This is a genomic window from Eubacterium segne (assembly GCF_014287775.1).
Classification (GTDB): domain Bacteria; phylum Bacillota; class Clostridia; order Lachnospirales; family Lachnospiraceae; genus Eubacterium_G; species Eubacterium_G segne.
The window spans coordinates 283221-305418 of the sequence record NZ_JACOOZ010000003.1 but is presented as its reverse complement, the minus strand read 5'-3'; the positions used below and the strand labels follow the sequence as shown (position 1 = coordinate 305418).

At 34.3% G+C, this 22198-nt stretch carries 20 protein-coding genes; 18 read left to right on the top strand and 2 right to left on the bottom strand.

The window, feature by feature from the left end:
- The first annotated feature begins 131 nt into the window (after nt 1-131).
- From spoIVB to glgA, 5 genes are all read left to right on the top strand, one after another.
- A complete protein-coding gene (spoIVB, locus tag H8S00_RS06085) occupies nt 132-1352 on the top strand; it encodes a SpoIVB peptidase (RefSeq protein ID WP_158576769.1) in 1221 nt (406 codons plus the stop codon).
- 183 nt (nt 1353-1535) lie between these two features.
- Nucleotides 1536-2675: a Fic family protein gene (locus tag H8S00_RS06080; RefSeq protein ID WP_118588480.1), complete on the top strand. Its 1140-nt coding sequence runs from the start codon at nt 1536-1538 to the stop codon at nt 2673-2675.
- Nucleotides 2676-2853: 178 nt separating this feature from the next.
- On the top strand, nt 2854-3615 hold the full coding sequence (locus tag H8S00_RS06075) for an FHA domain-containing protein (protein WP_118588481.1): 762 nt from the start codon (nt 2854-2856) through the stop codon (nt 3613-3615).
- Nucleotides 3616-3834: 219 nt separating this feature from the next.
- Nucleotides 3835-4698: a sporulation transcription factor Spo0A gene (gene spo0A / locus H8S00_RS06070; protein ID WP_243052971.1), complete on the top strand. Its 864-nt coding sequence runs from the start codon at nt 3835-3837 to the stop codon at nt 4696-4698.
- Between the two features lie 70 nt (nt 4699-4768).
- A complete protein-coding gene (gene glgA, locus H8S00_RS06065) occupies nt 4769-6211 on the top strand; it encodes a glycogen synthase GlgA (RefSeq protein WP_021953224.1) in 1443 nt (480 codons plus the stop codon).
- A 91-nt stretch (nt 6212-6302) separates the two neighbouring features.
- Here glgA and H8S00_RS06060 read toward each other — a convergent pair whose 3' ends face one another.
- Entirely contained in the window at nt 6303-8045 is a 1743-nt protein-coding gene (locus tag H8S00_RS06060; RefSeq protein ID WP_118588483.1) for an Rqc2 family fibronectin-binding protein, read from the bottom strand.
- A gap of 159 nt (nt 8046-8204) precedes the next feature.
- On the opposite strand from H8S00_RS06060, the gene H8S00_RS06055 reads away from it, so the two are divergent.
- The 13 genes from H8S00_RS06055 (at nt 8205) to H8S00_RS05995 (ending at nt 21657) form a co-directional block, all read left to right on the top strand.
- Nucleotides 8205-9083: a YicC/YloC family endoribonuclease gene (locus H8S00_RS06055; RefSeq protein ID WP_021953222.1), complete on the top strand. Its 879-nt coding sequence runs from the start codon at nt 8205-8207 to the stop codon at nt 9081-9083.
- Nucleotides 9084-9094: 11 nt separating this feature from the next.
- A complete protein-coding gene (gmk, locus tag H8S00_RS06050) occupies nt 9095-9721 on the top strand; it encodes a guanylate kinase (protein ID WP_021953221.1) in 627 nt (208 codons plus the stop codon).
- Between the two features lies 1 nt (nt 9722).
- The gene (rpoZ, locus tag H8S00_RS06045) at nt 9723-9968 is read left to right on the top strand and encodes a DNA-directed RNA polymerase subunit omega (protein ID WP_021953220.1); all 246 of its coding nucleotides are present in this window, start codon (nt 9723-9725) and stop codon (nt 9966-9968) included.
- Between the two features lie 56 nt (nt 9969-10024).
- On the top strand, nt 10025-11353 hold the full coding sequence (gene rimO / locus H8S00_RS06040) for a 30S ribosomal protein S12 methylthiotransferase RimO (RefSeq protein WP_118588484.1): 1329 nt from the start codon (nt 10025-10027) through the stop codon (nt 11351-11353).
- 15 nt (nt 11354-11368) lie between these two features.
- Nucleotides 11369-11899: a CDP-diacylglycerol--glycerol-3-phosphate 3-phosphatidyltransferase gene (pgsA, locus tag H8S00_RS06035; RefSeq protein ID WP_021953218.1), complete on the top strand. Its 531-nt coding sequence runs from the start codon at nt 11369-11371 to the stop codon at nt 11897-11899.
- A 26-nt stretch (nt 11900-11925) separates the two neighbouring features.
- Nucleotides 11926-13215, top strand: a complete 1290-nt coding sequence (locus H8S00_RS06030) for an aspartate aminotransferase type Ic (RefSeq protein WP_118588485.1) — start codon at nt 11926-11928, stop codon at nt 13213-13215.
- A 199-nt stretch (nt 13216-13414) separates the two neighbouring features.
- Complete coding sequence (locus H8S00_RS06025; RefSeq protein ID WP_158576770.1) at nt 13415-14311, top strand: aldose 1-epimerase family protein; 897 nt, start codon at nt 13415-13417, stop codon at nt 14309-14311.
- Nucleotides 14312-14559: 248 nt separating this feature from the next.
- Nucleotides 14560-17181 (top strand): cation-translocating P-type ATPase, encoded by a 2622-nt coding sequence (locus H8S00_RS06020; protein WP_118588487.1) that lies wholly within the window; start codon nt 14560-14562, stop codon nt 17179-17181.
- 71 nt (nt 17182-17252) lie between these two features.
- Nucleotides 17253-17564, top strand: coding sequence for a thioredoxin (gene trxA, locus H8S00_RS06015; RefSeq protein ID WP_186840274.1), 312 nt, complete (start codon nt 17253-17255; stop codon nt 17562-17564).
- A 145-nt stretch (nt 17565-17709) separates the two neighbouring features.
- Nucleotides 17710-18624: a thioredoxin-disulfide reductase gene (gene trxB, locus H8S00_RS06010; RefSeq protein ID WP_186840273.1), complete on the top strand. Its 915-nt coding sequence runs from the start codon at nt 17710-17712 to the stop codon at nt 18622-18624.
- Between the two features lie 9 nt (nt 18625-18633).
- Nucleotides 18634-19317 carry a response regulator transcription factor gene (locus H8S00_RS06005; RefSeq protein ID WP_118588490.1) on the top strand — a complete coding sequence of 228 codons (684 nt, stop codon included), beginning with the start codon at nt 18634-18636 and terminating at the stop codon, nt 19315-19317.
- Entirely contained in the window at nt 19317-20777 is a 1461-nt protein-coding gene (locus H8S00_RS06000) for a sensor histidine kinase (RefSeq protein ID WP_186840272.1), read from the top strand. The genes H8S00_RS06005 and H8S00_RS06000 overlap by 1 nt, the downstream gene beginning before the upstream one ends.
- An 88-nt stretch (nt 20778-20865) precedes the next feature.
- Entirely contained in the window at nt 20866-21657 is a 792-nt protein-coding gene (locus H8S00_RS05995; protein WP_186840271.1) for a formate/nitrite transporter family protein, read from the top strand.
- Here H8S00_RS05995 and H8S00_RS14065 read toward each other — a convergent pair whose 3' ends face one another.
- Nucleotides 21658-22179, bottom strand: a complete 522-nt coding sequence (locus H8S00_RS14065; RefSeq protein WP_366459490.1) for a DUF6512 family protein — start codon at nt 22177-22179, stop codon at nt 21658-21660.
- Between the last annotated feature and the right edge of the window lie 19 nt (nt 22180-22198).

Genomic DNA, 22198 nt, shown 5'->3' with positions numbered 1-22198 from the left:
TTAAGAAGGAGAACATTAATCGGTTAAAGATTATGTTTTCCTTCTTTTTTTGGTATTTTTAAGAAAAAGGGGATGGAACACATAGGTGATTATGATAGAAAAATAAGGGAATAATATCAGGAGGGATGAATATGATGAAAATATATAAAAAATGCATTATTGCATCAATATTGGCGGCACTTATTGTAATACTTGTTTCAGGAGCATTATATGTAAAAAATAACCTGCCGGATACAATATTTGTGGGAACAAACAAAGTTACAAAATATCAGTTTTCAATGCCTGTTTCGCTGGATGTTACAGGGGAAAATACTGTGAAATTATCAGGGGAAAATGATATATATTCCGGTGAAAAGGGAAATTATAAGGGCAAATATAAGCTGTTCGGTATTTTTGATTTAAAAAATACCAATGTAAAGGTAGTGGATAAAGAATATGCCTATCCTGTGGGACTTCCTGTAGGATTATATTTGAAAACCCAGGGGGTAATGATAATCGGAACCGGTGACATTGATACAGGAACAGGGGATAAAATATCTCCTGCAAAAAACAAAGTAAATGAAGGGGAGTACATTGTAAAATTTAATGACATAAGTGTAAGTAATAAGGCACAGTTATCATATTTGATAAATGAAAACGGCAATAAAGAAGTGTTACTTACAGTAAGAAATGAAACGGGAATAAGAACTGTGAAAATTAAACCTGAAAGAAACAGTGACGGTGAATATATGCTGGGAATATGGGTAAGAGACGATTCTCAGGGAATTGGAACCATAACATATGTAACAGATGACGGAAAGTACAGGGCATTAGGTCATGGAATCAGTGACATAGACACGGGCAAACTGTTATCATCCCATAATGGAACCATATATAATGCCAATATATGGGGAGTAAAAAAAGGTGAAAAAGGCAAACCGGGAGGACTTTGCGGAACAATACTTTACAATGAAAATAATGTATTGGGAAATATAGAGGATAACAGATTTTGCGGCTTGTCAGGAACAATCAACAGTGACATAGTTTCAAAATATAATCTGAAAAAAATGGAAGTGGCATTCCACGATGAAATAGAAAAAGGAGATGCAAAAATACAGTTTATTACTAATGGAAATGTTGAATATTATGATATAGAAATTGAGGAAATAAATGTAAACAATAAGGAAAAAAATATGGTTATTAAAGTTACTGACCAAGAACTTTTAAAAAAGACCAATGGGATAGTTCAGGGAATGAGCGGCTCTCCCATTATTCAAAATGGGCACATTATTGGGGCTGTAACCCATGTTTTTGTTAATGATCCAACTAAAGGGTACGGAATATTTATAGAAAATATGTTGGATTACAATTAACCACAAAAGTCTTTCTAATAGGTTATGGGGAATACATGAGAGCAAAAGCAGTTATAGCAGTTGCAAAAAAAGATTTTTTGAAATAAGGCACAAAAAATAATAGATCTATTTCAAAAACACGGTGATTTTTTGAAATAAAAGAGGTATAATCAGTATAATTATTTCAAAAAGAGGTGAAATTTTATGAGTCGAGCAGGAACGTATGTTGACAATTTAACAGGAGAGGCTACTTATCAATCTTTTAAACCAAATCCATTACCGCCAATGCCAAAAATTAAAATGGATGAGGAAATGGTAAGACTTTTAGTAGATGCCAATAAACAACTTGTAAAACTAGATACTGCATCACAGTTAATTTCAAATGCGGATTTGTTTATATTAATGTATGTTAGAAAAGAAGCATTAATTTCCTCACAAATAGAAGGAACACAGTGCACTCTTGATGATGTGCTAGATCCGGAAGTGGAAACAAATGCAAATCTGGATGTTTCAGATGTCATTAATTATGTGAAAGCAACACAGTATGCATTAAAGCGTCTGGAAGAATTACCTTTATGTTGCAGATTAATAAGAGAAATACATGAAGTATTAATGGAAAATGTTCGTGGACAGGATAAGACGCCGGGAGAGTTTAGACATTCTCAAAACTGGATTGGGCCAGCCAACTGCTCATTAAAAGATGCAAGATATATTCCTCCAAATGTAGATGATATGCAAGAAGCCATGGATGATTTAGAAAAATATGTTAATGAGAATACGGATTATGATTCATTGATTCGGGTAGCATTGATTCACTATCAGTTTGAGACAATACATCCATTTTTGGACGGCAATGGAAGAATCGGAAGACTTTTAATACTTCTTTATCTGATGGAACAGGGATTGCTTGCAAAACCAGTCATTTATATATCATATTTTTTGAAAAAAAACCAGGTAGAATATTATGACCGAATTAGTGAAGTTAGAAGAAGTGGAAACTTTGAACAATGGATAAGATTCTTTTTGGAATCAGTGAGTAAAGCAGCATCTGATTCTTTAGAAACAATTCGTCAGCTTTCTGTATTGCATGAAACTAACATAGAAAAGCTTCCGAAAACCACTAGAAGTAAAGATAATTTAAGGGCTGTGTTTGATTATATCGAGCAATATCCGATTATTGATATTAAGAGAACTGCTAAGAAATTAGGTATTAGTTATAATACAGTAGCTACGGCAGTAAAGAAGCTCGTCGAACTTGGTATTTTGCAGGAGACCACCAATGCTGCGAGAAATAGAGTGTTTGTCTATGAGGAGTATTTAGGAATATTGAGGAAGGATACGTAAGAAGTAGGAAAAGATAATGATATTTGTTGATTGGAAGGCATTTAAATATAAATTGTTTGACGGTTTTGTCCTATGCATAGAAAAATACCCAAACTTGCAAAAAATGTAGTATAATCAATAAAAGAGTTTGTTTAACCTGTGATACCATAGAAAAATAAATAGCAGAAAGGAATTATTTATGGGAAGAAATAATATTCAACTGGCTTATGAAATAGAGGACATGATAAAAAAATACAACAAGAAGCCTGAAAAGAAAGTAAAAAGGAAGGATATTGTGAATATGCTTCAAAATGCCGAAATAATTATGGCAGTAAGGGCAGGCTTTGATGGTTGTGAAATATATGATGAGGTAATGGAAGGGGTATCAATGACTCCTGACATTGTTAAAGATGGAAATCGTGCAAGACTTCTTCCGGTATTTACTTCTTATGAACAGATACCGGAGGACTATATGAATACATTTTCACTTATAAGAATGGCAGCAATGGATGCCTATACATTTATGAATGATTGTGAGGGATTGGATGGAATGGTGTTAAATCCTTTTACTGAGGCGCATTTAGAATTAAAAAAGAAAAAGGATTTAAGCAAAAAAACCATTACAAGACATTATAAAAAAGAGGAAGAACCTGTAAGACGTCCGGTGGCACAGCAGCCGGAGGCAATGGTTATTTACAATAATAAAAAATACGTTATAAACAAAAGTCCTTTTACCATTGGAAGAGAAAATGCCAATATTGTAATACCGGAGACTTATATATCAAAAATACACGTGGTTATTTCATATAAAGACGGAAAATACAGGGTGGCTGACTATGCATCCACTAATGGAACAAGGGTTAATGGTACTTTGTTAAAGCCAAAAGTGTATTACGAATTAAGAGATGGTTACGTTATTGAATTGTCAGATAAGGAAAAAATGATTGTTTATATTAATTAATTTTTTATCGACATTTCAGTAAAAAAATCGACTTTAAATTGGCGATTTATTGATGTATTTAATCTTTTTATGTTACATAAAAAATTATATGTAAACCCCTTTGTCGAATTATGGGTTTTTATGCGATTTCTTTAAGTTGAACTGGAACAAAATACAATCTATAATCTTCTTTGTCAAAAGAATTCAAACAGTACTGTATTTTGACAAACAGGAGGATAGATGATGATCAGTAATACGGGAAATAGCAGTATAAATAGAGTGATTAATACAAATTATGGCAGAAAAAATGAGAAAATTAACGTAGCCATAGTAGATGATAATGAGAAGATAATAAGCAATATTTGTGATAAATTATCAGATGACAGTGAAATTGAGGTAGTTGGCAAGGCAACTAATGGGGAAGAAGCATATGATATGATAAAGAAGAATAACCCTGATGTTGTTATACTTGATTTGATTATGCCAAAGATGGACGGACTGTCACTGATGAACAAAATACATAATGATGGCAGTATGATTAAATTGCCTTTTTTCATAATTGCATCAGCCATAAGCAATGAGACAGTAATTCAGGATGCCTTTGGCATGGGGGCAGGTTACTATATGTTAAAGCCCTTTGAAATGGATATGATTGTTGACAGAATAAAAAGCGTAAGCTCATATAACAGAAAAATACCTGAAAATAAAAAGCTTATTGCTCCATATGAGGATAAAAAGCAGTTTATGGAAAGAAATATTGAAGGGGACGTTACAAACATCATACATGATGTGGGAGTTCCGGCTCATATTAAGGGCTATCAGTATTTAAGAGAGGCAATTATTATGTCGGTTAATGACCCGGAAATGCTTAATTCCATTACAAAGATTCTTTATCCAACCATTGCAAAGAAGTTTCAGACCACATCAAGCAGAGTGGAAAGAGCTATAAGACATGCTATTGAAGTTGCGTGGAACAGGGGAAGAATGGACACCATTGATGAATTGTTTGGCTACACCATTAATGCGGAAAAGGGTAAGCCTACCAATTCAGAATTTATTGCATTAATTGCAGACAAAATCAGGTTAGAATACAAATGCAGATAAAAATACCTTTTATTTATCAGACATTTTTAGTATTATATACTTAAGAAAAATATGAACCGGAGGTAAAACTATGAAGAAAATTTTATTCGTTGCATCAGAATGTGCACCTTTTATTAAGACCGGTGGTCTTGCAGATGTTGTAGGTTCACTACCAAAATGTTTTGACAAAAAAGAATACGATGTTAGAGTTATTATTCCTAAATATATGTGTATGAACCAGAAGTGGAAGGATAAAATGACTTATTTAAATCATTTTTATATGGACCTTTGCTGGAGAAGACAGTATGTTGGAATAATGGAAATGGAATATGAGGGGGTTAAATATTACTTCATTGACAATGAATATTATTTTGCAGGAGACAAGCCATACAGTGATGTGAGATATGACCTTGAAAAATTTGCATTTTTCTCAAGGGCTGTGTTGTCAGCACTTCCGGTAATTGATTTCAGACCTGACGTTATACATTGTCATGACTGGCAGACAGGACTTATTCCTGTATATTTACATGACAGTTTCGCATATGGCGATTTCTATCGTGGAATTAAGTCGATTATGACAATACATAACCTTAAATTCCAGGGTGTATGGGATATAGATACCATAAAGGATATTGCAGGACTATCAGATTATTATTTCACATCTGATAAGTTAAAGGATTATGATAATGGAAATTACTTAAAGGGTGGAATTGTTTATGCTGATATGGTAACAACAGTTAGTGATACATATGCTCAGGAAATAAAAACACCGTTTTATGGGGAAGGCTTAGATGGACTTATGAGGGCAAGGTCAAACTGCTTAAGAGGAATTGTAAACGGAATTGATTACAAGGAATATGACCCGGCTACAGACAACCTTATTGCCAAAAATTTCTCAGTAGAGAATTTTAGAAAAGAAAAGGTTAAAAATAAAACAGCACTGCAGAAGGAATTGGGATTAGAGGTTAATCCAAAGAAAATGATGATAGGACTTGTAAGCAGACTTACGGATCAGAAGGGACTTGATCTTATAGCATGCGTTATGGATGAGTTGTGTCAGGATGCAGTTCAGTTTGTAATTTTAGGAACAGGGGAAGAAAGATACGAAAATATGTTCAGACATTTTGACTGGAAATATGGAAAAGACGTATCTGCCAATATTTTCTATTCAGAGGAGTTATCTCATAAGATTTACGCCGCATGTGATGCATTTCTTATGCCATCTCTCTTTGAACCGTGTGGACTTAGTCAGCTTATGAGTTTAAGATATGGTACACTTCCGATAGTCCGCGAAACCGGTGGATTAAAAGATACGGTACAGCCTTACAATGAATACGAAAATACAGGTACAGGATTCTCATTTAGCAATTATAATGCTCATGAGATGATGGGTACGGTAAGATACGCAGAACATGTATTTTATGATAAAAAACGTGATTGGAACAAGATGGTTGAAAGGGCTATGAAGGCTGATTTCTCATGGAAGGCATCAGCTGAAAAATACCAGCAGTTATATAATGATTTGTTAGGATAATAGCTGACATTAAAATCGTAAAAAGTATAAAAAGACAGGTAGAAATTTCTTTAATGAAATCAGATACCTGTCTTTTAAATTACAAATAAATTTATTTGACTTCTTTAATGCCTGAAATATCAGGGGCAATAGTCATGGAAAAATTAGTATGATAAATTACAAAACCGGGCATGGCACCGGCAACCTTCTTTATGTGTTTTTTCTGAATGTAATCTATCTCAACCTTATCCTGATTAGAACCCTTTGAGTAAAAGGCTGCAAGTCTTGCAGCTTCCTCAAAAGTATTATCAGGAAGCTCTTTGTTATTGCATTTGACTATAACATGAGAGCCGGGGAAGGTTTTGCTGTGAAACCACCAGTCATTTCCCGTGGCAATCTTAAAAGTGAGCTCTTCGTTTTGGATGTTGTTTTTTCCCACATACATATCAAATCCGTCAGAGGATATAAAATGAAGGGGCTTGCTTTTATCCCTGTCTTTTTTGTTTTTATCCTTAGAGCTATGTTTAATATAACCGGTTTGCCTTAATTCCTTAGAAATTGCCTTTAAATCCTCTTCGCTGTCAGCAATATCAAGGGAAACGTCAATGGATTCTAAATAGGTTATGGAGGCTTTGGTCTCCTTTATTATTTCACTAAGGGCTTCATAAGTTCTCTTTAATTTAGTGTATTTTTCAAAAAACTTCTTGGCATTGTCAATTGGTGACATAGTAGTGTCAAGAGTAATTTTAACAGGCTTTCCGGTATAAAAATCCGTGGTTTCAAAAACTTTAGTTCCGGGAGTAATTGAATAGCCATATGTGGTAAGAAGCTCTCCATAAACCTTATATTTGTCTTTTTTTTCAGTATCCTTTAACTGGTGCAACTGAAGATTATATTTTTTGTTTTCCCTTTCAAGGGCGTTAGTTACTATTTTTCGTAGGTCAACTGACTTTTGCCGCATTCTTGTGTAAAGATTTTTCTTAGCATAGTAGGTTTCTAAAAGTTCACTTATACTTTCATAATTTGTTGCAACGCAGTCAGGATAAGTTGAAAGAGGGATAGCACTAAACTCTTCCGGTTTGCCATCCTTTTCGTAAATTACAGGGGAAAATTCCTGCTTTTTAATTTTATTAATCATAGAATAGAAACTCATCCATATAAGATTCTGGTCACCGTGAACAATAGTGTTGGCAGGCATTGAAGAATCTAATTTGTTTTCAAAACACAGGCTTTCGGCAATAGTAGGACTGATTCCGGTAAAACTGGTATATATTGCCTTAGACAATGCCATAGGCTTTGAAAAAACAATATTAAAGAAATCTTCTCTTGTGATTTCAAGAGGATTAGCCTTATCCATGGTTTCAGGAATAAAATAAGGTTTCCCCGGCAAAACCTGCCTTACAGAGCTCATAACGGAAGTTACATGCTTAATACTGTCAATAATTGTATTGTTATCGTCAGTAAAAATTATGTTACTATGTTTTCCCATAAGCTCAACAATAAGATGTTTTACCTTTACATCCCCTAATTCATCTAAATGCTGAATTTCAAAGTCAATAATACGTTCAAGTCCCGGCTGGGTTATACTTAAAATCCTTCCGCTATTAATATGTTTTCTTAAAAGCATACAAAAATTAGGCGCAGTTAAAGGCGCCTGCTTGTTATTTTCAGTAAAATAAGCAAGGGGAAGACTTGCATTAGCACTAATAAGCATTTTATGCTGGGTTTTTCCTGCCTTATATGTAATCATAAGCTCATCAGATTCAGTCTGGGCAATTTTATATATTCTACCTTCTGCTAAACGGGAATTAAATTCCGAAACAAGAGCAGATACGGTTATTCCATCAAAAGCCATATAGGTCTCCTTAATTAGTTAAAAATTTTGTTTAAAATGTAACAAATTAAATTTTAATATTAAATAAGGGTTAAGTCAAGGAAACTCAAACCTTGACGGTAAGGCTTCTATGAATTATAATAGAGTGAATTATGGGCAAATAGTTCATTAGGAGGCAACATGCTAAAAAGTATGACAGGATTTGGCAGGTCGGAAGTTACCGAAGGCGACAGAAAAGTTACGGTAGAAATGAAATCTGTCAACCACAGATATTTAGAATTAGGAATAAAATTACCAAGAAAGCTTAATTTCTTAGAAAGCGCGGTGCGTAACGAAATGAAGAAATACGTGCAGCGTGGAAAAATTGACGTTTTTGTAACATATGAAAACCTCGGTGAGGGAAGCGAAAGCATAAGATACAATAAGGAATTAGCCAGGGAGTATTACGACTGCTTTGCACAAATCAGTGAGGATTTAGGCATTGATAATGACATTAAAACCAGCTTTATAGTTAAAAGCCCTGATGTTATTACGGTAGAAAGCGGTCAGGATGATGAAGAAGTAATACAGTCACTTGTTATTTCAGCTATTGATCAGGCAACTGAAAAGTTAGTTGAAACCAGAAGAGTGGAAGGTGAACATCTGAAGAAAGATTTGATTTCAAAATTAGATGACATGATTGTATTAGTTGAAAAAATTACTGAAAAGTCTCCTGTTATTGTAGAAGAATATAAGGAAAAAATAACTACACGTATTAATGAATTATTAGATGAGGCAAGCATCGACGAGGCACGAATTGCTCAGGAAGTTACCATATTTGCAGACAAGATTTGTGTTGATGAGGAATTAGTAAGATTGGACAGTCATATAAAAACCATGAAAGATACCCTGATTCAGGGAGGAGCTGTTGGCAGAAGGCTGGACTTTATTGCCCAGGAAATGAACCGCGAGGCAAATACCACTTTATCAAAAACAACTGATGCAGAAATATCAGATATGGCTATTGAACTTAAAACAGAAATTGAAAAAGTTAGAGAGCAGATTCAGAATATAGAGTAGAGGTGACATCCATGAAAAAAGGAAAATTAATTATTGTTTCAGGATTTTCGGGAGTTGGAAAAGGAACTGTTATGGAATATTTGAAAAATAATTATGACAATTATGAGTTTTCAGTTTCAGTAACAACCAGACAGCCGAGAGAAAATGAGATAAATGGTGTTCATTATCACTTCATTACTAACGACAAGTTTGAAAAAATGGTAAATGAAGATGCACTACTTGAATATGCAGGATATGTAGACCATTATTATGGTACACCAAGGCAGTTTGTTGAGGATAACATTAATCAGGGAAAAGATGTTATTCTGGAAATAGAAACTCAGGGTGCCCTGCAGGTTAAGGAGAAAAAGCCGGAAGCAGTTATGGTATACATTCTTCCACCAAGTGCTAAGGAACTTAAGAAAAGGCTGGTGGGAAGAAATACAGAAAGCATAGAAGTTATAAATGACAGATTGGCAAAGGCAGCAGAGGAAACAGATAATTTAGATAAATACGACTATTTTGTCGTTAATGATAAAGTTGAAACATGTGCCAAAAACATAGATGGCATAAGAAATGATGACAATCCTGATTTAGCAGATAAGGATTTCGTTGAACAGATTAAAAAAGATATTTTAGGTTTTAAGAGAGGAGAATAATATGTTACATCCATCATATTCAGATTTAATGGCAGTTGCAAACAGTGAGGTTGAAGACGGTGAGCAGCCGGTAGTACAGAGCAGATATTCAATTGTAATGGCTACATCTAAAAGAGCAAGACAGTTAATAGCAGGTGATACACCACTTATTGACAATGCAGAAGGTAAGAAACCATTATCAATAGCTGTAGATGAATTATATAATTCTAAAATCAGAATTTTAGGCGAAGACGAAGAAGAGGAATAAAGTGTCGGTTACGACACTTTTTCTTAGGCTTTATTTTAAAATAAGGAGTTTTTTGTTTGAAAGTACTGTTTATATCATTAGGATGTGATAAGAATCTTGTGGATTCTGAGCATATGTCGGGAATACTTGAAAAAGCAGGTTATCAGTTTACTGATGATGAAAGAGAAGCTGATATTATAGTAATTAACAGCTGTTGCTTTATTAATGATGCAAAGGAAGAAAGCATTAATACCATTTTTGAAATGGCAAGATACAAGGAAGAAGGAAATTGCAAGGCACTAGTGTTAGCAGGGTGTCTGGCACAGCGTTATTATTATGAAATTAAGGAAGAAATCCCTGAAATTGACATATGCATAGGAACAACGGCAATAGACAGCATTGCAGATGCACTTAATGATTTCTTTAAGGAAAAGGAAAAGGTTTTTTGTCTTAAGAATATTGATATTCATGCAGGGGAAAATGCACCGAGAAATTTATCCACATCAGGAAGTTATGCATATTTAAAAATAGCAGAAGGTTGTGACAAACATTGCACATACTGTATTATTCCTAAAATAAGGGGAAATTACCGAAGCGTTAAGATGGAAGACGTTTTAAAAGAGGCTAAGGAGCTGGCTGAAAGCGGTGTAAAAGAACTTATTTTGGTGGCTCAGGAAACAACCATGTATGGTGTTGATTTATATGGCAAAAAATCATTACATGTTCTTTTAAAAGAACTGGCAAAAATTCCGGGAGTGTACTGGATCAGAGTATTATATTGCTATCCGGAAGAAATATATGATGAGTTAATAGATGTAATGGCATCAGAAAGTAAGATATGCCATTATCTGGATATTCCTATTCAGCATGCCAGTGATAATGTTTTAAAGAGAATGGGAAGAAGAACAGACAATAAACAGTTAAGAGACATTATTGCAAAGCTTAGAAGTAAGATTCCGGACATTGTTCTTAGAACTACTCTAATTACAGGATTTCCGGGAGAAACCTGGGAAGACCATCAGATAACCATGGAATTTGTTGATGAAATGGAATTTGACAGACTTGGGGTTTTTACATATTCAGCAGAGGAAAATACTCCGGCGGCTAATATGGAAGACCAGATAGATGAAGAAGTAAAAATCTCCCGTCGTAATGAAATTATGGAATTACAACAGGAAATTGTATTTGAAAAGTCTGAAAAGCTTGTGGGAAGAGAGTTTGTTGCGCTTACAGAGGGACATATATCCGGTGAACATGCATATATGGGAAGAACATATATGGATATACCGGGAGTTGACAGTAATATTTTTATTGTAACAGACGAAGAACTGATGACAGGAGATTTTGTAAAGGTAAAGGTTACCGGAACAAATGACTATGACCTGATTGGAGAATTGGTTTTGTAAAGTTTAGGAGGCTATATGAATTTACCGAATAAATTGACAGTGTTTAGAATTTTGTGTATTCCTGTGTTTGTAATATTTTTACTTGCAGATGGGATTACATATAATAATTATATTGCAGTGGCAATATTTATATTGGCAAGTCTTACGGATTTTCTTGATGGAAAAATCGCAAGAAAATATAATTTGGTTACTAATTTTGGAAAATTTATGGATCCATTAGCGGATAAGCTATTGGTATGTTCAGCGCTTATCTGTCTTACACCGGATAAAATTCCTGCATGGATAGTTATAATTATTATTAGCAGGGAATTGTTTATCAGTGGATTTAGAACATTGGCTGCTGATCAGGGAATCGTCCTTGCAGCCGGTTGGTGGGGAAAGTTTAAAACAACATTTCAAATGTTGATGATTATAGTACTTATATTAAATTTACCATATGCAGTATTTGATGTTATAGGAGAAATTCTTATATGGATTTCCCTTGCACTTACAATTATATCAATGATTGATTATGTGGTTAAAAATATAGATGTACTGAAGAATTAATTTATTTTATGCGAGGAGAAGGAATAATGGCAGGGTACAATACTTTATCAAAAGAGCAGTTAAATGAGGAACTTGTAAAATTAAAGGAAGAATATGCAAAGATTCTTGAATCAGATATTAGTCTTGATATGTCAAGAGGAAAGCCGGGAGAAGACCAGTTAAATCTTTCCATGGGAATGATGAATGTTCTTGACGGAAATTCAGACTATAAGACAACAGTAGGTTTTGATTGCAGAAACTATGGACTTTTAGACGGAATACCTGAAGCAAAACAGATGATGGCAGATATTATGGAAGTTTCACCGGAAAATGTTATAGTTTTCGGTAATGCAAGTTTGAACATTATGTATGATACCGTGTCACGTTCATTTACACATGGTGTGTTAGGTGAAACACCTTGGTGTAAATTAGATAAGGTAAAGTGGTTATGTCCTGTTCCGGGATATGACAGACATTTTTCCATAACAGAATTTTTTGGCGTGGAAATGATTAATGTGCCAATGAATGAAGATGGTCCTGATATGGATATGGTAGAAAAGCTTGTATCAGAGGATGAGGCAATAAAAGGTATCTGGTGTGTACCGAAGTACGCAAACCCAACAGGAGTGGCTTATTCAGATGAAGTTGTAAGACGTTTTGCGGCCCTTAAGCCGGCAGCAAAGGATTTTAGAATATTCTGGGATAATGCTTATGCAATTCATCATTTATATGAAGATGAAAGCAAACAGGAAAAAATATTAAATATATTGGAAGAATGTGAAAAAGCAGGAAATCCTGATATGGTATATGAGTTTGCTTCAACATCAAAGGTTTCATTCCCGGGTTCAGGTGTGGCAGCAATGGCTACATCAAAGGCAAATATTGCTTTTATTAAGAAACAGATGGGCATTCAGACTATTGGATATGACAAAATTAATCAGTTAAGACATGTTAAGTTTTTTAAGGATTTTGATGGTGTAAAAGCACACATGATGAAACACGCAGCTCTTTTAAGACCAAAGTTTGATGCTGTATTATCAATGCTTGACAAGGAATTAAAGGATGCGGAAATTGCCGCATGGACAAAACCACAGGGCGGTTACTTTATTTCATTAGATGTAATGGAAGGCTGTGCAAAGAAGGTTGTTTCAATGTGTAAGGATGCAGGTATGATTCTTACAGGAGCAGGAGCAACGTACCCATATGGAAAGGATCCAAAGGACAGCAATATAAGAATTGCACCATCCTATGCAACACCTGAAGATTTAGTTAAGGCAAGCAAGATCCTTATAGTTTGTACAAAGATTGCCACAATTGAAAAAATGCTTGAAGCATAAATTAATTATAAAATATATAGAAGAGCCATAACTGTATTTTAGTGCAGATATGGCTTTTTGTTTTCTTTAGAAAATGCATAAAAATAAATTTCCCTATAACAAATGCAAATAAATAATTAAATTTGGGTTAAAATTTTTATTATATTATTGTATAATATGAACAGATTATAACGTAAATACTATGAAGAGAGGTTTTAAAATGGCAGAACACATAATTGAAAATGACTATTTAAAAGTAACTATAGAAGATAAAGGGGCAGAACTTGTAAGTGTGTATGACAAGGAAAATAATGAGGAGCGTATATGGTGTGCAAATCCTGACGTATGGAACAGACATGCACCAATTTTATTTCCTTTTGTAGGAAAGGTAAATAATGGAGTTTATAGATATAATGGAAAAGAATACGAGATGAAAACACAGCATGGATTTGCAAGGGATAGGAAATTTGAACTTGTAGCTGAAACAGAAAACAGTATTTCCCATTGTTTAAAGGCTGATGAAGAAAGTCTTAAAATCTATCCATTTGATTTTGAATTAACAGTTACTCACAGATTTTCAGCAGACAATCCAAGAATGGTAGAGGTGGAATGGGAAGTTAAGAATAATGGCACCGATGATATGTATTATTCTATTGGAGGACACCCGGGATTTGCCATTCCAAGAGATAACAGATGTAGCAGAGAGGATTATTATCTGGAATTTCCTGAAAAGGCATTTGCCCATTACATTCTTATAAATCAAAGCAATGGTTTAGCATATCCGGATGAATCACATCCTCTTGTATTAAACAAAAATGCATGTCATATTGCAAGAAATATGTTTGATAAGGATGCACTGATTTTTGAAAACAGTCAGTTACATACGGTGAGGATATTAAAACCTGACAGAACACCATTTATTTCACTTTATTGTGCAGGTTTTCCATATGTAGGTATATGGTCAAAGGGAGAGGCTGATTTTGTTTGTATTGAGCCGTGGTATGGCAGAACAGATAACGATGGCTTTACCGGAGAATTAAAGGACAAGGCTGGAGAGTGCAAATTATCAGCTAATAATGAAAAAAATATATCTTATGGAATAGAGTTTCATAAATAATATCTGAAAAAAATAAAATTGTGTTATACTTGCATAAGGTTAATATATGTGTTAGTCTATTAGAAGATATTAGGGAGTAGTTCACAACGTAAGTTGGTGCACTTGTCGTCATCACGTTTTTTTAAAACCGGGAAGTGCAGTTAGAACATTCTAAAAGAACGAGACTTTTATCGCCGTTATTTTTGTGCGATAAAGGTCTCGTTCTTTTTTCGCATAAAAATACTTATTAAGTATTTGAGGAGGTCTATATGAAAGAGTTTTGGAGAATGGGAAAAGAAGAAGTTCTAAAGGAATTAGGAGTTTCTCAACAGGGACTGGCTGGTAAAGATGTGGAAAGCAGAAAAGAAAAATATGGAGAAAACATTTTAGAGGAGGCACATAAGAAAAGCATATTTAGAATTTTTGTGGAACAATTTGCTGATTTGTTAGTAGCCATATTGGTAGTTGCAGCTATTATTTCAGCTGTTTCAGGAAGCGTTGAAAGTACAATTGTTATAATAGTTGTTCTTATTATGAATGCTATATTAGGTACTGTACAATATGTAAAAGCCGAGAAATCATTGGAAAGCCTTAAGGAGCTATCATCCCCAATGGTTAAGGTGAAAAGAGACGGACAAAAACTTGAAATTAAATCTTCGGAAATCGTTGTGGGAGATGTGATTTTGGTGGAAGCCGGAGACGTCATTGGGGCAGATGGCAGGATTTTGGAAAGTTATTCATTAAAGGTTAATGAAAGTTCTCTTACAGGGGAAGCCTCAGAGGTAGAAAAGAACAATAGAATTATTAACGAAGAAGTGGCATTGGCTGACAGAAAAAATATGGTATATACCGGAAGCTTAGTAGTTTATGGACGTGGAGAAATGGTAGTTACTGCTGTGGGAATGGATACGGAACTAGGAAAAATAGCAGGAATGATAAATGCCGTAGGGGACAATAAAACACCATTACAGCAAAATCTTGATAAATTTAGTAAAGGCCTTGCCATTGCCATTATGATTATAAGTGCCATTGTGTTTGCATTATATTTGTACCGTGGAACTAATCCGCTGGATGCACTGATGTTTGCGGTGGCACTGGCTGTGGCTGCAATACCTGAGGCATTAGGGTCTATAGTTACCATTGTTCAGGCAATTGGAACAAGTAAAATGGCAAGGGAAAATGCCATAATAAAGGATTTAAAAGCAGTGGAAAGCCTTGGATGTGTTTCTGTTGTATGTTCAGATAAAACAGGAACCCTTACTAAAAACAAAATGACTGTAAAAGAAATTTTCACAGCTGGAAGGAATATAAAGCCGGAAGAAATTGATTTAACTAAGGATGTACACAGATATCTTATATATGATGCTGTTATTGCCAATGATGCTATTTTGTCTAATGGGAAATACATTGGTGATCCTACTGAGTACTCATTAATGGAAATGGCAGATAACGTTAATTTAAATCAGCAGAAGAAGCTGGATACAGATTTCATTAGAAAATGGATTAACAGAATGGGGGAAATTCCTTTTGATTCAGACAGAAAAATGATGAGTGTCAAATGTAAGCTGCATGGAAGGGAGACCATTCTTACTAAAGGGGCACCGGACTTACTTATAGAAAAATGTATCCGGGTAAAACATGAAAATAAAGTGGTTGATATGACAATTAACGAGAAGGAGCAAATTGTTAAGGCATACGAAAAGTTTTCAGAAAATGGACTAAGGGTTCTTGCTTTTGCATACAAGGAAACTAACCATAAGTTAGGATTAGAGGAGGAATGTGACTATACATTTATTGGATTAGTTGCTATGGCAGATCCTCTCAGGGAGGAAACGATTCCTGCGGTTATGGATGCTAAAAGTGCAGGCATAAAAACAGTCATGATTACAGGAGACCACAAAACGACAGCTGTAGCCATTGCTAAGGAAGCAGGAATATACCGGGAAGGGGATATGGCTATTACAGGTCTTATGCTGGATAAAAAAGATGATGAGTGGCTTAATGAAAACGTTGAAAATATTTCGGTGTATGCCAGAGTTTCTCCGGAAAATAAAATAAGAATAGTTAAGGCATGGCAAAACAGAGGACATATTACAGCTATGACCGGTGATGGGGTAAATGACGCACCGGCACTTAAAAAGGCGGATGTAGGCATAGCCATGGGAATAACAGGGACAGAGGTTTCTAAAGATGCTGCAACCATGATTTTGGCAGATGATAATTTTGCAACTATTATTAAGGCAGTTTCTAATGGAAGAAATGTATTTAGAAACATTAAAAATGCCATTATATTTCTTTTATCCGGTAACATGGCAGGAATCCTTACTGTTCTTTATACAGTTTTATTAGGGCTTCCGGCACCATTTACGCCGGTACACCTTTTGTTTATGAACTTGCTGACAGATTCCCTTCCGGCAATTGCCATTGGAATGGAACCGTCAGATAAATCATTGCTTAGAATGCCTCCTAGAAATCATAAAGAGGGGCTTTTAACAAAAGATTTTATACAAAAAATCCTGATTCAAGGTGGTTTAGTTGCAATTGCAACAGTGATTTCTTATTATATAGGTTTAAATGTAAGTAGTGGATTTGCCACAACAATGGCATTTTTAACATTAACCATAGCAAGATTGTTCCACTGCTTTAATTGCAGAAATGATAAACCAATATCAAAGATAAAATTATTGTCAAATAAGTTTAGCGTAATGGCATTTGTGGCAGGACTTATCTTTATTGGTGGAGTTATTGTTATAACACCTCTTAGTGGCTTGTTTGATATTGCAAATATAGGAGTAAGAAATCTGGTATTTGCCATTGCACTGGCTTTTGCACCAACAGCTTTAATACAGCTGTATAAAATGGTATTATATAAGGGAAGGAATGAAAAGTAAAATATATTAGGGATAAATTGTATTAAAAAAAGTGGATATACTAAAAGTGATGAGACGAAAGGAGATACATTATGGCAGTAGTTGAAATAACAAAGGATAATTTTGAGCAGACAGTTTTAAAGGCAGATAAGCCTGTTTTAGTAGATTTTTGGGCAGAATGGTGCGGACCATGTCAGATGATGGGACCAATTGTTGACGAAGTTGCAGAAGAGAGAGATGATATAATCATAGGCAAACTCAACGTTGACACACAGCCGGAAATTGCTTTGAGATATAATGTAATGTCAATTCCAACATTAATAGTATTTGAAAATGGTGAGGAAGCACAGAAATCTATTGGACTCATATCTAAGGAAGAGTTATTAGAACTTATTAATAAATAATTATAGTTTAAAACGGATGGGTATATATAGAATAATATACACATCCGTTTTTTTATGATAAAATTTATGGTGTAATGAATTTCGTGGGAAACGACTTTTTTATATCAAAGTTATTTGATAAAATTTCTAGATTAAGGACAGGATTATGTATGATGTTATTGTAATTGGCGCAGGTACTGCCGGAATGACGGCAGGAATATATGCAAGACGTGCCGGGAAAACAGTTTTAATAATTGAGGAAAAAAATTATGGCGGACAAATAATAAATACTCCGGAGGTTGAAAATTATCCGGGAATATCAAAGGTGTCCGGATTTATTTTTGCAAATAATCTTTATAATCAGACAAGAGAATTAGGCGCTGAATTTAAGTTTGAAGAAGTTATTAAAATTCAGAATAATTCCGGTTATAAAGTAGTGGTAACTAATAAGACTAAGTATCAGGGAAAAACCGTGATTATAGCTACCGGGGCTAAAAACAGACCCTTAGAAGTTAATAACGAAGATAAACTAACCGGTGCAGGTGTTTCTTATTGTGCAACCTGTGACGGGGCATTTTTCAGAGGAAAAGATGTGGCAGTTGTAGGTGGAGGAAACACGGCATTAGAGGATGCATTGTTTTTGTCTGATTATTGTAATTTGGTCTATGTTGTTCATAGACGAAATGAATTTAGGGGGGAAAAGGGACTGACAGATATTTTAAAAGAAAAAGGCAATGTGAAATTTGTTTTTGACAGTGTTGTAAAGTCAATAAAAGGAGAGCAATCAGTAGAAGGACTGGAAATATTAAATGTTAAAAAGAATACATTATCTGAAATAAAGGTTCAGGGAGCGTTTATAGCAATTGGACAAATGCCTGACAATGAAAAATTTTCAGATATGGTAGAATTAGATGGTAAAGGTTATATAAAGGCGGATGAAACATGTACTACAAATACGGAAGGCGTATTTGTGGCAGGAGATTGCAGAACAAAACAGGTAAGACAGCTTACAACAGCAGCATCAGATGGAGCTGTTGCGGCTTTAGCTGCCTGTTCATATATTAATAAAATAAATCAATAGGAGTACGAGATGGATAAGAAAACAATATTAATTGTTGAGGATGAAGACAAATTAAGAATGACAGTTGCGGATTTCCTAAAAATTTATGATTACGAAATATTAGAGGCAAAAGACGGAGAATGTGCAATAAAAGTTTTTGAAGAAAACATTAAGAAAATTGATTTAGTGTTATTGGATATAATGCTACCTGTATTTGACGGACAATATGTGTTAAAGAAAATACGTGAATTGTCTGAAGTTCCGGTTATAATGATGACTGCCAAATCAGGAGATTATGAACAGATAAAAAGTTTTGGAAACGGTGTTGATGATTACATCAAAAAGCCTTTCATGCTGGTTTTATTAAAAGCAAGAATCGAGGCTGTATTAAAAAGAGTAACGAAACCTGAAACAATAGTGGATGAATTAGAGGCAGGAGCCATTAAGTTAGATTGTGCTGCAAGAAAGGCATATGTAAATGGTAAGTATTTTGTAACAACTCCTAAGGAGTTTGATGTTTTGCGTTTTATGCTTAAGAATCAAAAAGTTACTTTAACAAGAGAACAGATTTTAAATGCGGTCTGGGGTGAAGAATACGATGGCACCTATAGAACCGTTGATACAATAATTAAGCAGATTAGAATAAAATTAGGCGATTGCCAAAGTTATATAAAATCAATTTATGGTGTTGGATATATATTTGAGGTGGAATAATGATTAAATCAATTAAGGGGAAAATGGTACTGTTTCAGGGAATGATGCTTGTGGTGGTTTTAAGTGTGCTTTTGATTCTGTTTTTATCAGGAGCACAGGGATATTACTATCACAGCAAAATGAAACTGATGAATCAGGCATTTAACAGATTGCATGAGAAGGATTTAGAAAAACTAAAAGATGGAGATTCTAAAATCGTAAATTTTGAGGAGCAAAAACTTAGATTTGTTATTGCAGATGAAAATTTCAGGCAGATTTATGTATCAGCTAACGGTAAGGGAAAAGGCGCAGTAATAGATGGAAGAAGTGCAAAGGCAAAAATTAAAGGGGGAATTATTGATAAGGTTAACAGATTTGATGAAGATGAATTTAAAACTGTTAATTGCAAAAGACGTATAAAAGGAAGAGGCATAATAAAACAGGGAAACCATAAATATTATGTCTACATATATGAAATAAAAACAACAAAGAATATACTCTTTTCATATTATGCAATATTCTTTACCATTGTAGTTTTAATTGCCGCTGCAATAGGAATGATTGTATCAATGATTATTGCTAACCGTATTAGTAAACCGATAAAGCAGATTGAACTAAATACAAGACTGGCTGTTAAAAACGGTTACAATGTAAAAATAGATGAAAATCAGGAATTTAAGGAACTTTCGGGCTTGGCAGAGAGTATTAATACTATGGTTATTCAGATACGAAATCAGATAGAAATTCTTGAGGAGGAAATTGCTAGAAAAGAGCAGGCGGAAAATATTCAGAAGCAGTTTGTAAACAATGTTTCCCACGAAATGAAAACACCTCTTGCCATTATTTCTACTCAGGTGGAGATGATACAGTATTTAAATGATGAAGAGAAAAGAGAAGAATATTGTAAGTCAATTATTGAGGAGACAGAAAATATGTCCCAGATGATAAATGACATGATTTCTATTTTTTCAGTTCAATATGAAAATGAAAATCTCACAGTGGAAAATGAAAATGTCAGTGATGTGGTAAGGAAAATATGCGGTGAATATAAAAAGCTGTTTGACTCAAATCATATTGTTTTGAGAGAAGAATACGATATTGATACTTATGCACAAATAAATGGAAAACTTTTAAAGCAGGCAGTATCAAATTATGTATCTAATGCAATAAAACATAGTGATGAAAAATCACAGGTTACGGTAAGGGTTTTAGACTTAAATGAAACAGTTCGTGTTGAAGTGGAAAATATGGGAAAACATATAGATGAATCATATAAAGACAAAATATGGGATATTTTCTATAGTGGAGATGCAAATGAAACTTTAAATGGACAAAAGGGAAGCGGACTGGGATTGTACTTAGTAAAAAGCATTGCAAAGCTGCATAATGCAGAGTATGGTTTTGAAAATACTGATAATGGGGTGATTTTCTATATTACTCTTAAAAAAGTGCAAAAAAGGGACCAGAAACAATTGAATTAATCTTATATAAAATATATAATATGCTGTGGTCAATTAAAATGAAAAAGGTTCGGCAATATTATTTATTAATGAACATCAGGAGGAAATTATGATTACAGCAAAAGATGCGACTATAAAATACTCAGAAAGTGGCATAAACAAGGTTAATATGCCTATAGGAAGAATGCTTGTTTTATCAATTATGGCAGGTATGTTTATTTCATTGGCAGGAACAGCTTCATCTATTGTAGCTGCAACCGTTGACAACCATTCTATAGCAAGAATGCTTATGGCACTGGTATTCCCGGCAGGACTTGCCATGGTGGTGTTAAACAATTCGGAGCTTTTTACAGGTAACAACCTTTTGGTTATATCTTTGTTAGACAAAAGGATAAGCTTTTTATCCATGATAAAAAACTGGGTGGTAGTTTATATTGGAAACCTTTTAGGTTCAATGCTGGTTACAGGAATTATAACCATAGGTCATGTATATTCATCCTTTGATAATGCCATGACTACAAGAGTTATTAACATTGCCGTTACTAAGGCATCCCTTGGGTCTTCCGATGCATTTACAAGAGGTATCTTATGTAATGTTTTAGTTTGTGTGGCAGTTATGATGACACTTATGGCAGAAACAGCAGGTGGAAAGATTGCAGCCCTTTATTTCCCGATTTTTGTGTTTGTAGTCTGCGGCTTTGAGCATAGCGTTGCAAATATGGGATATATTAGTGGTGGAATATTTGCCAACATGAAGTACGGTAACTGTGGTGTGGATGTATCATCCCTTACATGGTACAGATTTTTCGTAGGAAATCTGTTGCCTGTAACTTTAGGTAATATCTTAGGCGGATGTATGACAGGTGTGGCATACTGGTTTATATCAAGAAAAGACAAATAATTAAGAGTAATCCTTAAATAGTGGGAGAGCCGGTGGGTATACTGTAAAAAGTACAAAAAGTATAAACACAATCTCCCACAAAAGGATTACTTTTTTATTTGATATAAAGCAGAAGTTATAATTTTTTTGAGCAAAATAGAATACTGAAAAACACACAATTACACCTATTATGAAAATCAGAATATCCAAAACTAAAATATCTTTTTTTAGAATAAATGTGTAAAGGTAGAAAAGTACCGGAATTGTAATAAGTCCCGATACCACTCCTAAAAAGGCAGGAAAAAGGTAATTACAATTGTTTTTGCCAAATTTCCTATAACCTATGATAATCCATAAGGTTGCAGGATAAAAAAGTAGCTTTAAATGCTCCCACACGCTTTCATTAATTGGGGCAAAAAGTCCCACTACAGGATTTTCGTTAGACAGGTCATATACAAAATGCAATAAGGTTCCGGTAATTACCGTAAATATAATCCCTAAAATGGTAAATTTTAAAAGTGTGATTTTTTTGAAATTAAACATTTATTACCTCCAAAGTATA

Bases quoted from the DNA above. Each gene is read 5' to 3' on its own strand.
- spoIVB (WP_158576769.1), top strand. From the start codon at position 132: ATGATGAAAATATATAAAAAATGCATTATTGCATCAATATTGGCGGCA.
- H8S00_RS06080 (WP_118588480.1), top strand. From the start codon at position 1,536: ATGAGTCGAGCAGGAACGTATGTTGACAATTTAACAGGAGAGGCTACT.
- H8S00_RS06075 (WP_118588481.1), top strand. From the start codon at position 2,854: ATGGGAAGAAATAATATTCAACTGGCTTATGAAATAGAGGACATGATA.
- spo0A (WP_243052971.1), top strand. From the start codon at position 3,835: ATGATGATCAGTAATACGGGAAATAGCAGTATAAATAGAGTGATTAAT.
- glgA (WP_021953224.1), top strand. From the start codon at position 4,769: ATGAAGAAAATTTTATTCGTTGCATCAGAATGTGCACCTTTTATTAAG.
- H8S00_RS06060 (WP_118588483.1), bottom strand. From the start codon at position 8,045: ATGGCTTTTGATGGAATAACCGTATCTGCTCTTGTTTCGGAATTTAAT.
- H8S00_RS06055 (WP_021953222.1), top strand. From the start codon at position 8,205: ATGCTAAAAAGTATGACAGGATTTGGCAGGTCGGAAGTTACCGAAGGC.
- gmk (WP_021953221.1), top strand. From the start codon at position 9,095: ATGAAAAAAGGAAAATTAATTATTGTTTCAGGATTTTCGGGAGTTGGA.
- rpoZ (WP_021953220.1), top strand. From the start codon at position 9,723: ATGTTACATCCATCATATTCAGATTTAATGGCAGTTGCAAACAGTGAG.
- pgsA (WP_021953218.1), top strand. From the start codon at position 11,369: ATGAATTTACCGAATAAATTGACAGTGTTTAGAATTTTGTGTATTCCT.
- H8S00_RS06030 (WP_118588485.1), top strand. From the start codon at position 11,926: ATGGCAGGGTACAATACTTTATCAAAAGAGCAGTTAAATGAGGAACTT.
- H8S00_RS06025 (WP_158576770.1), top strand. From the start codon at position 13,415: ATGGCAGAACACATAATTGAAAATGACTATTTAAAAGTAACTATAGAA.
- H8S00_RS06020 (WP_118588487.1), top strand. From the start codon at position 14,560: ATGAAAGAGTTTTGGAGAATGGGAAAAGAAGAAGTTCTAAAGGAATTA.
- trxA (WP_186840274.1), top strand. From the start codon at position 17,253: ATGGCAGTAGTTGAAATAACAAAGGATAATTTTGAGCAGACAGTTTTA.
- trxB (WP_186840273.1), top strand. From the start codon at position 17,710: ATGTATGATGTTATTGTAATTGGCGCAGGTACTGCCGGAATGACGGCA.
- H8S00_RS06005 (WP_118588490.1), top strand. From the start codon at position 18,634: ATGGATAAGAAAACAATATTAATTGTTGAGGATGAAGACAAATTAAGA.
- H8S00_RS06000 (WP_186840272.1), top strand. From the start codon at position 19,317: ATGATTAAATCAATTAAGGGGAAAATGGTACTGTTTCAGGGAATGATG.
- H8S00_RS05995 (WP_186840271.1), top strand. From the start codon at position 20,866: ATGATTACAGCAAAAGATGCGACTATAAAATACTCAGAAAGTGGCATA.
- H8S00_RS14065 (WP_366459490.1), bottom strand. From the start codon at position 22,179: ATGTTTAATTTCAAAAAAATCACACTTTTAAAATTTACCATTTTAGGG.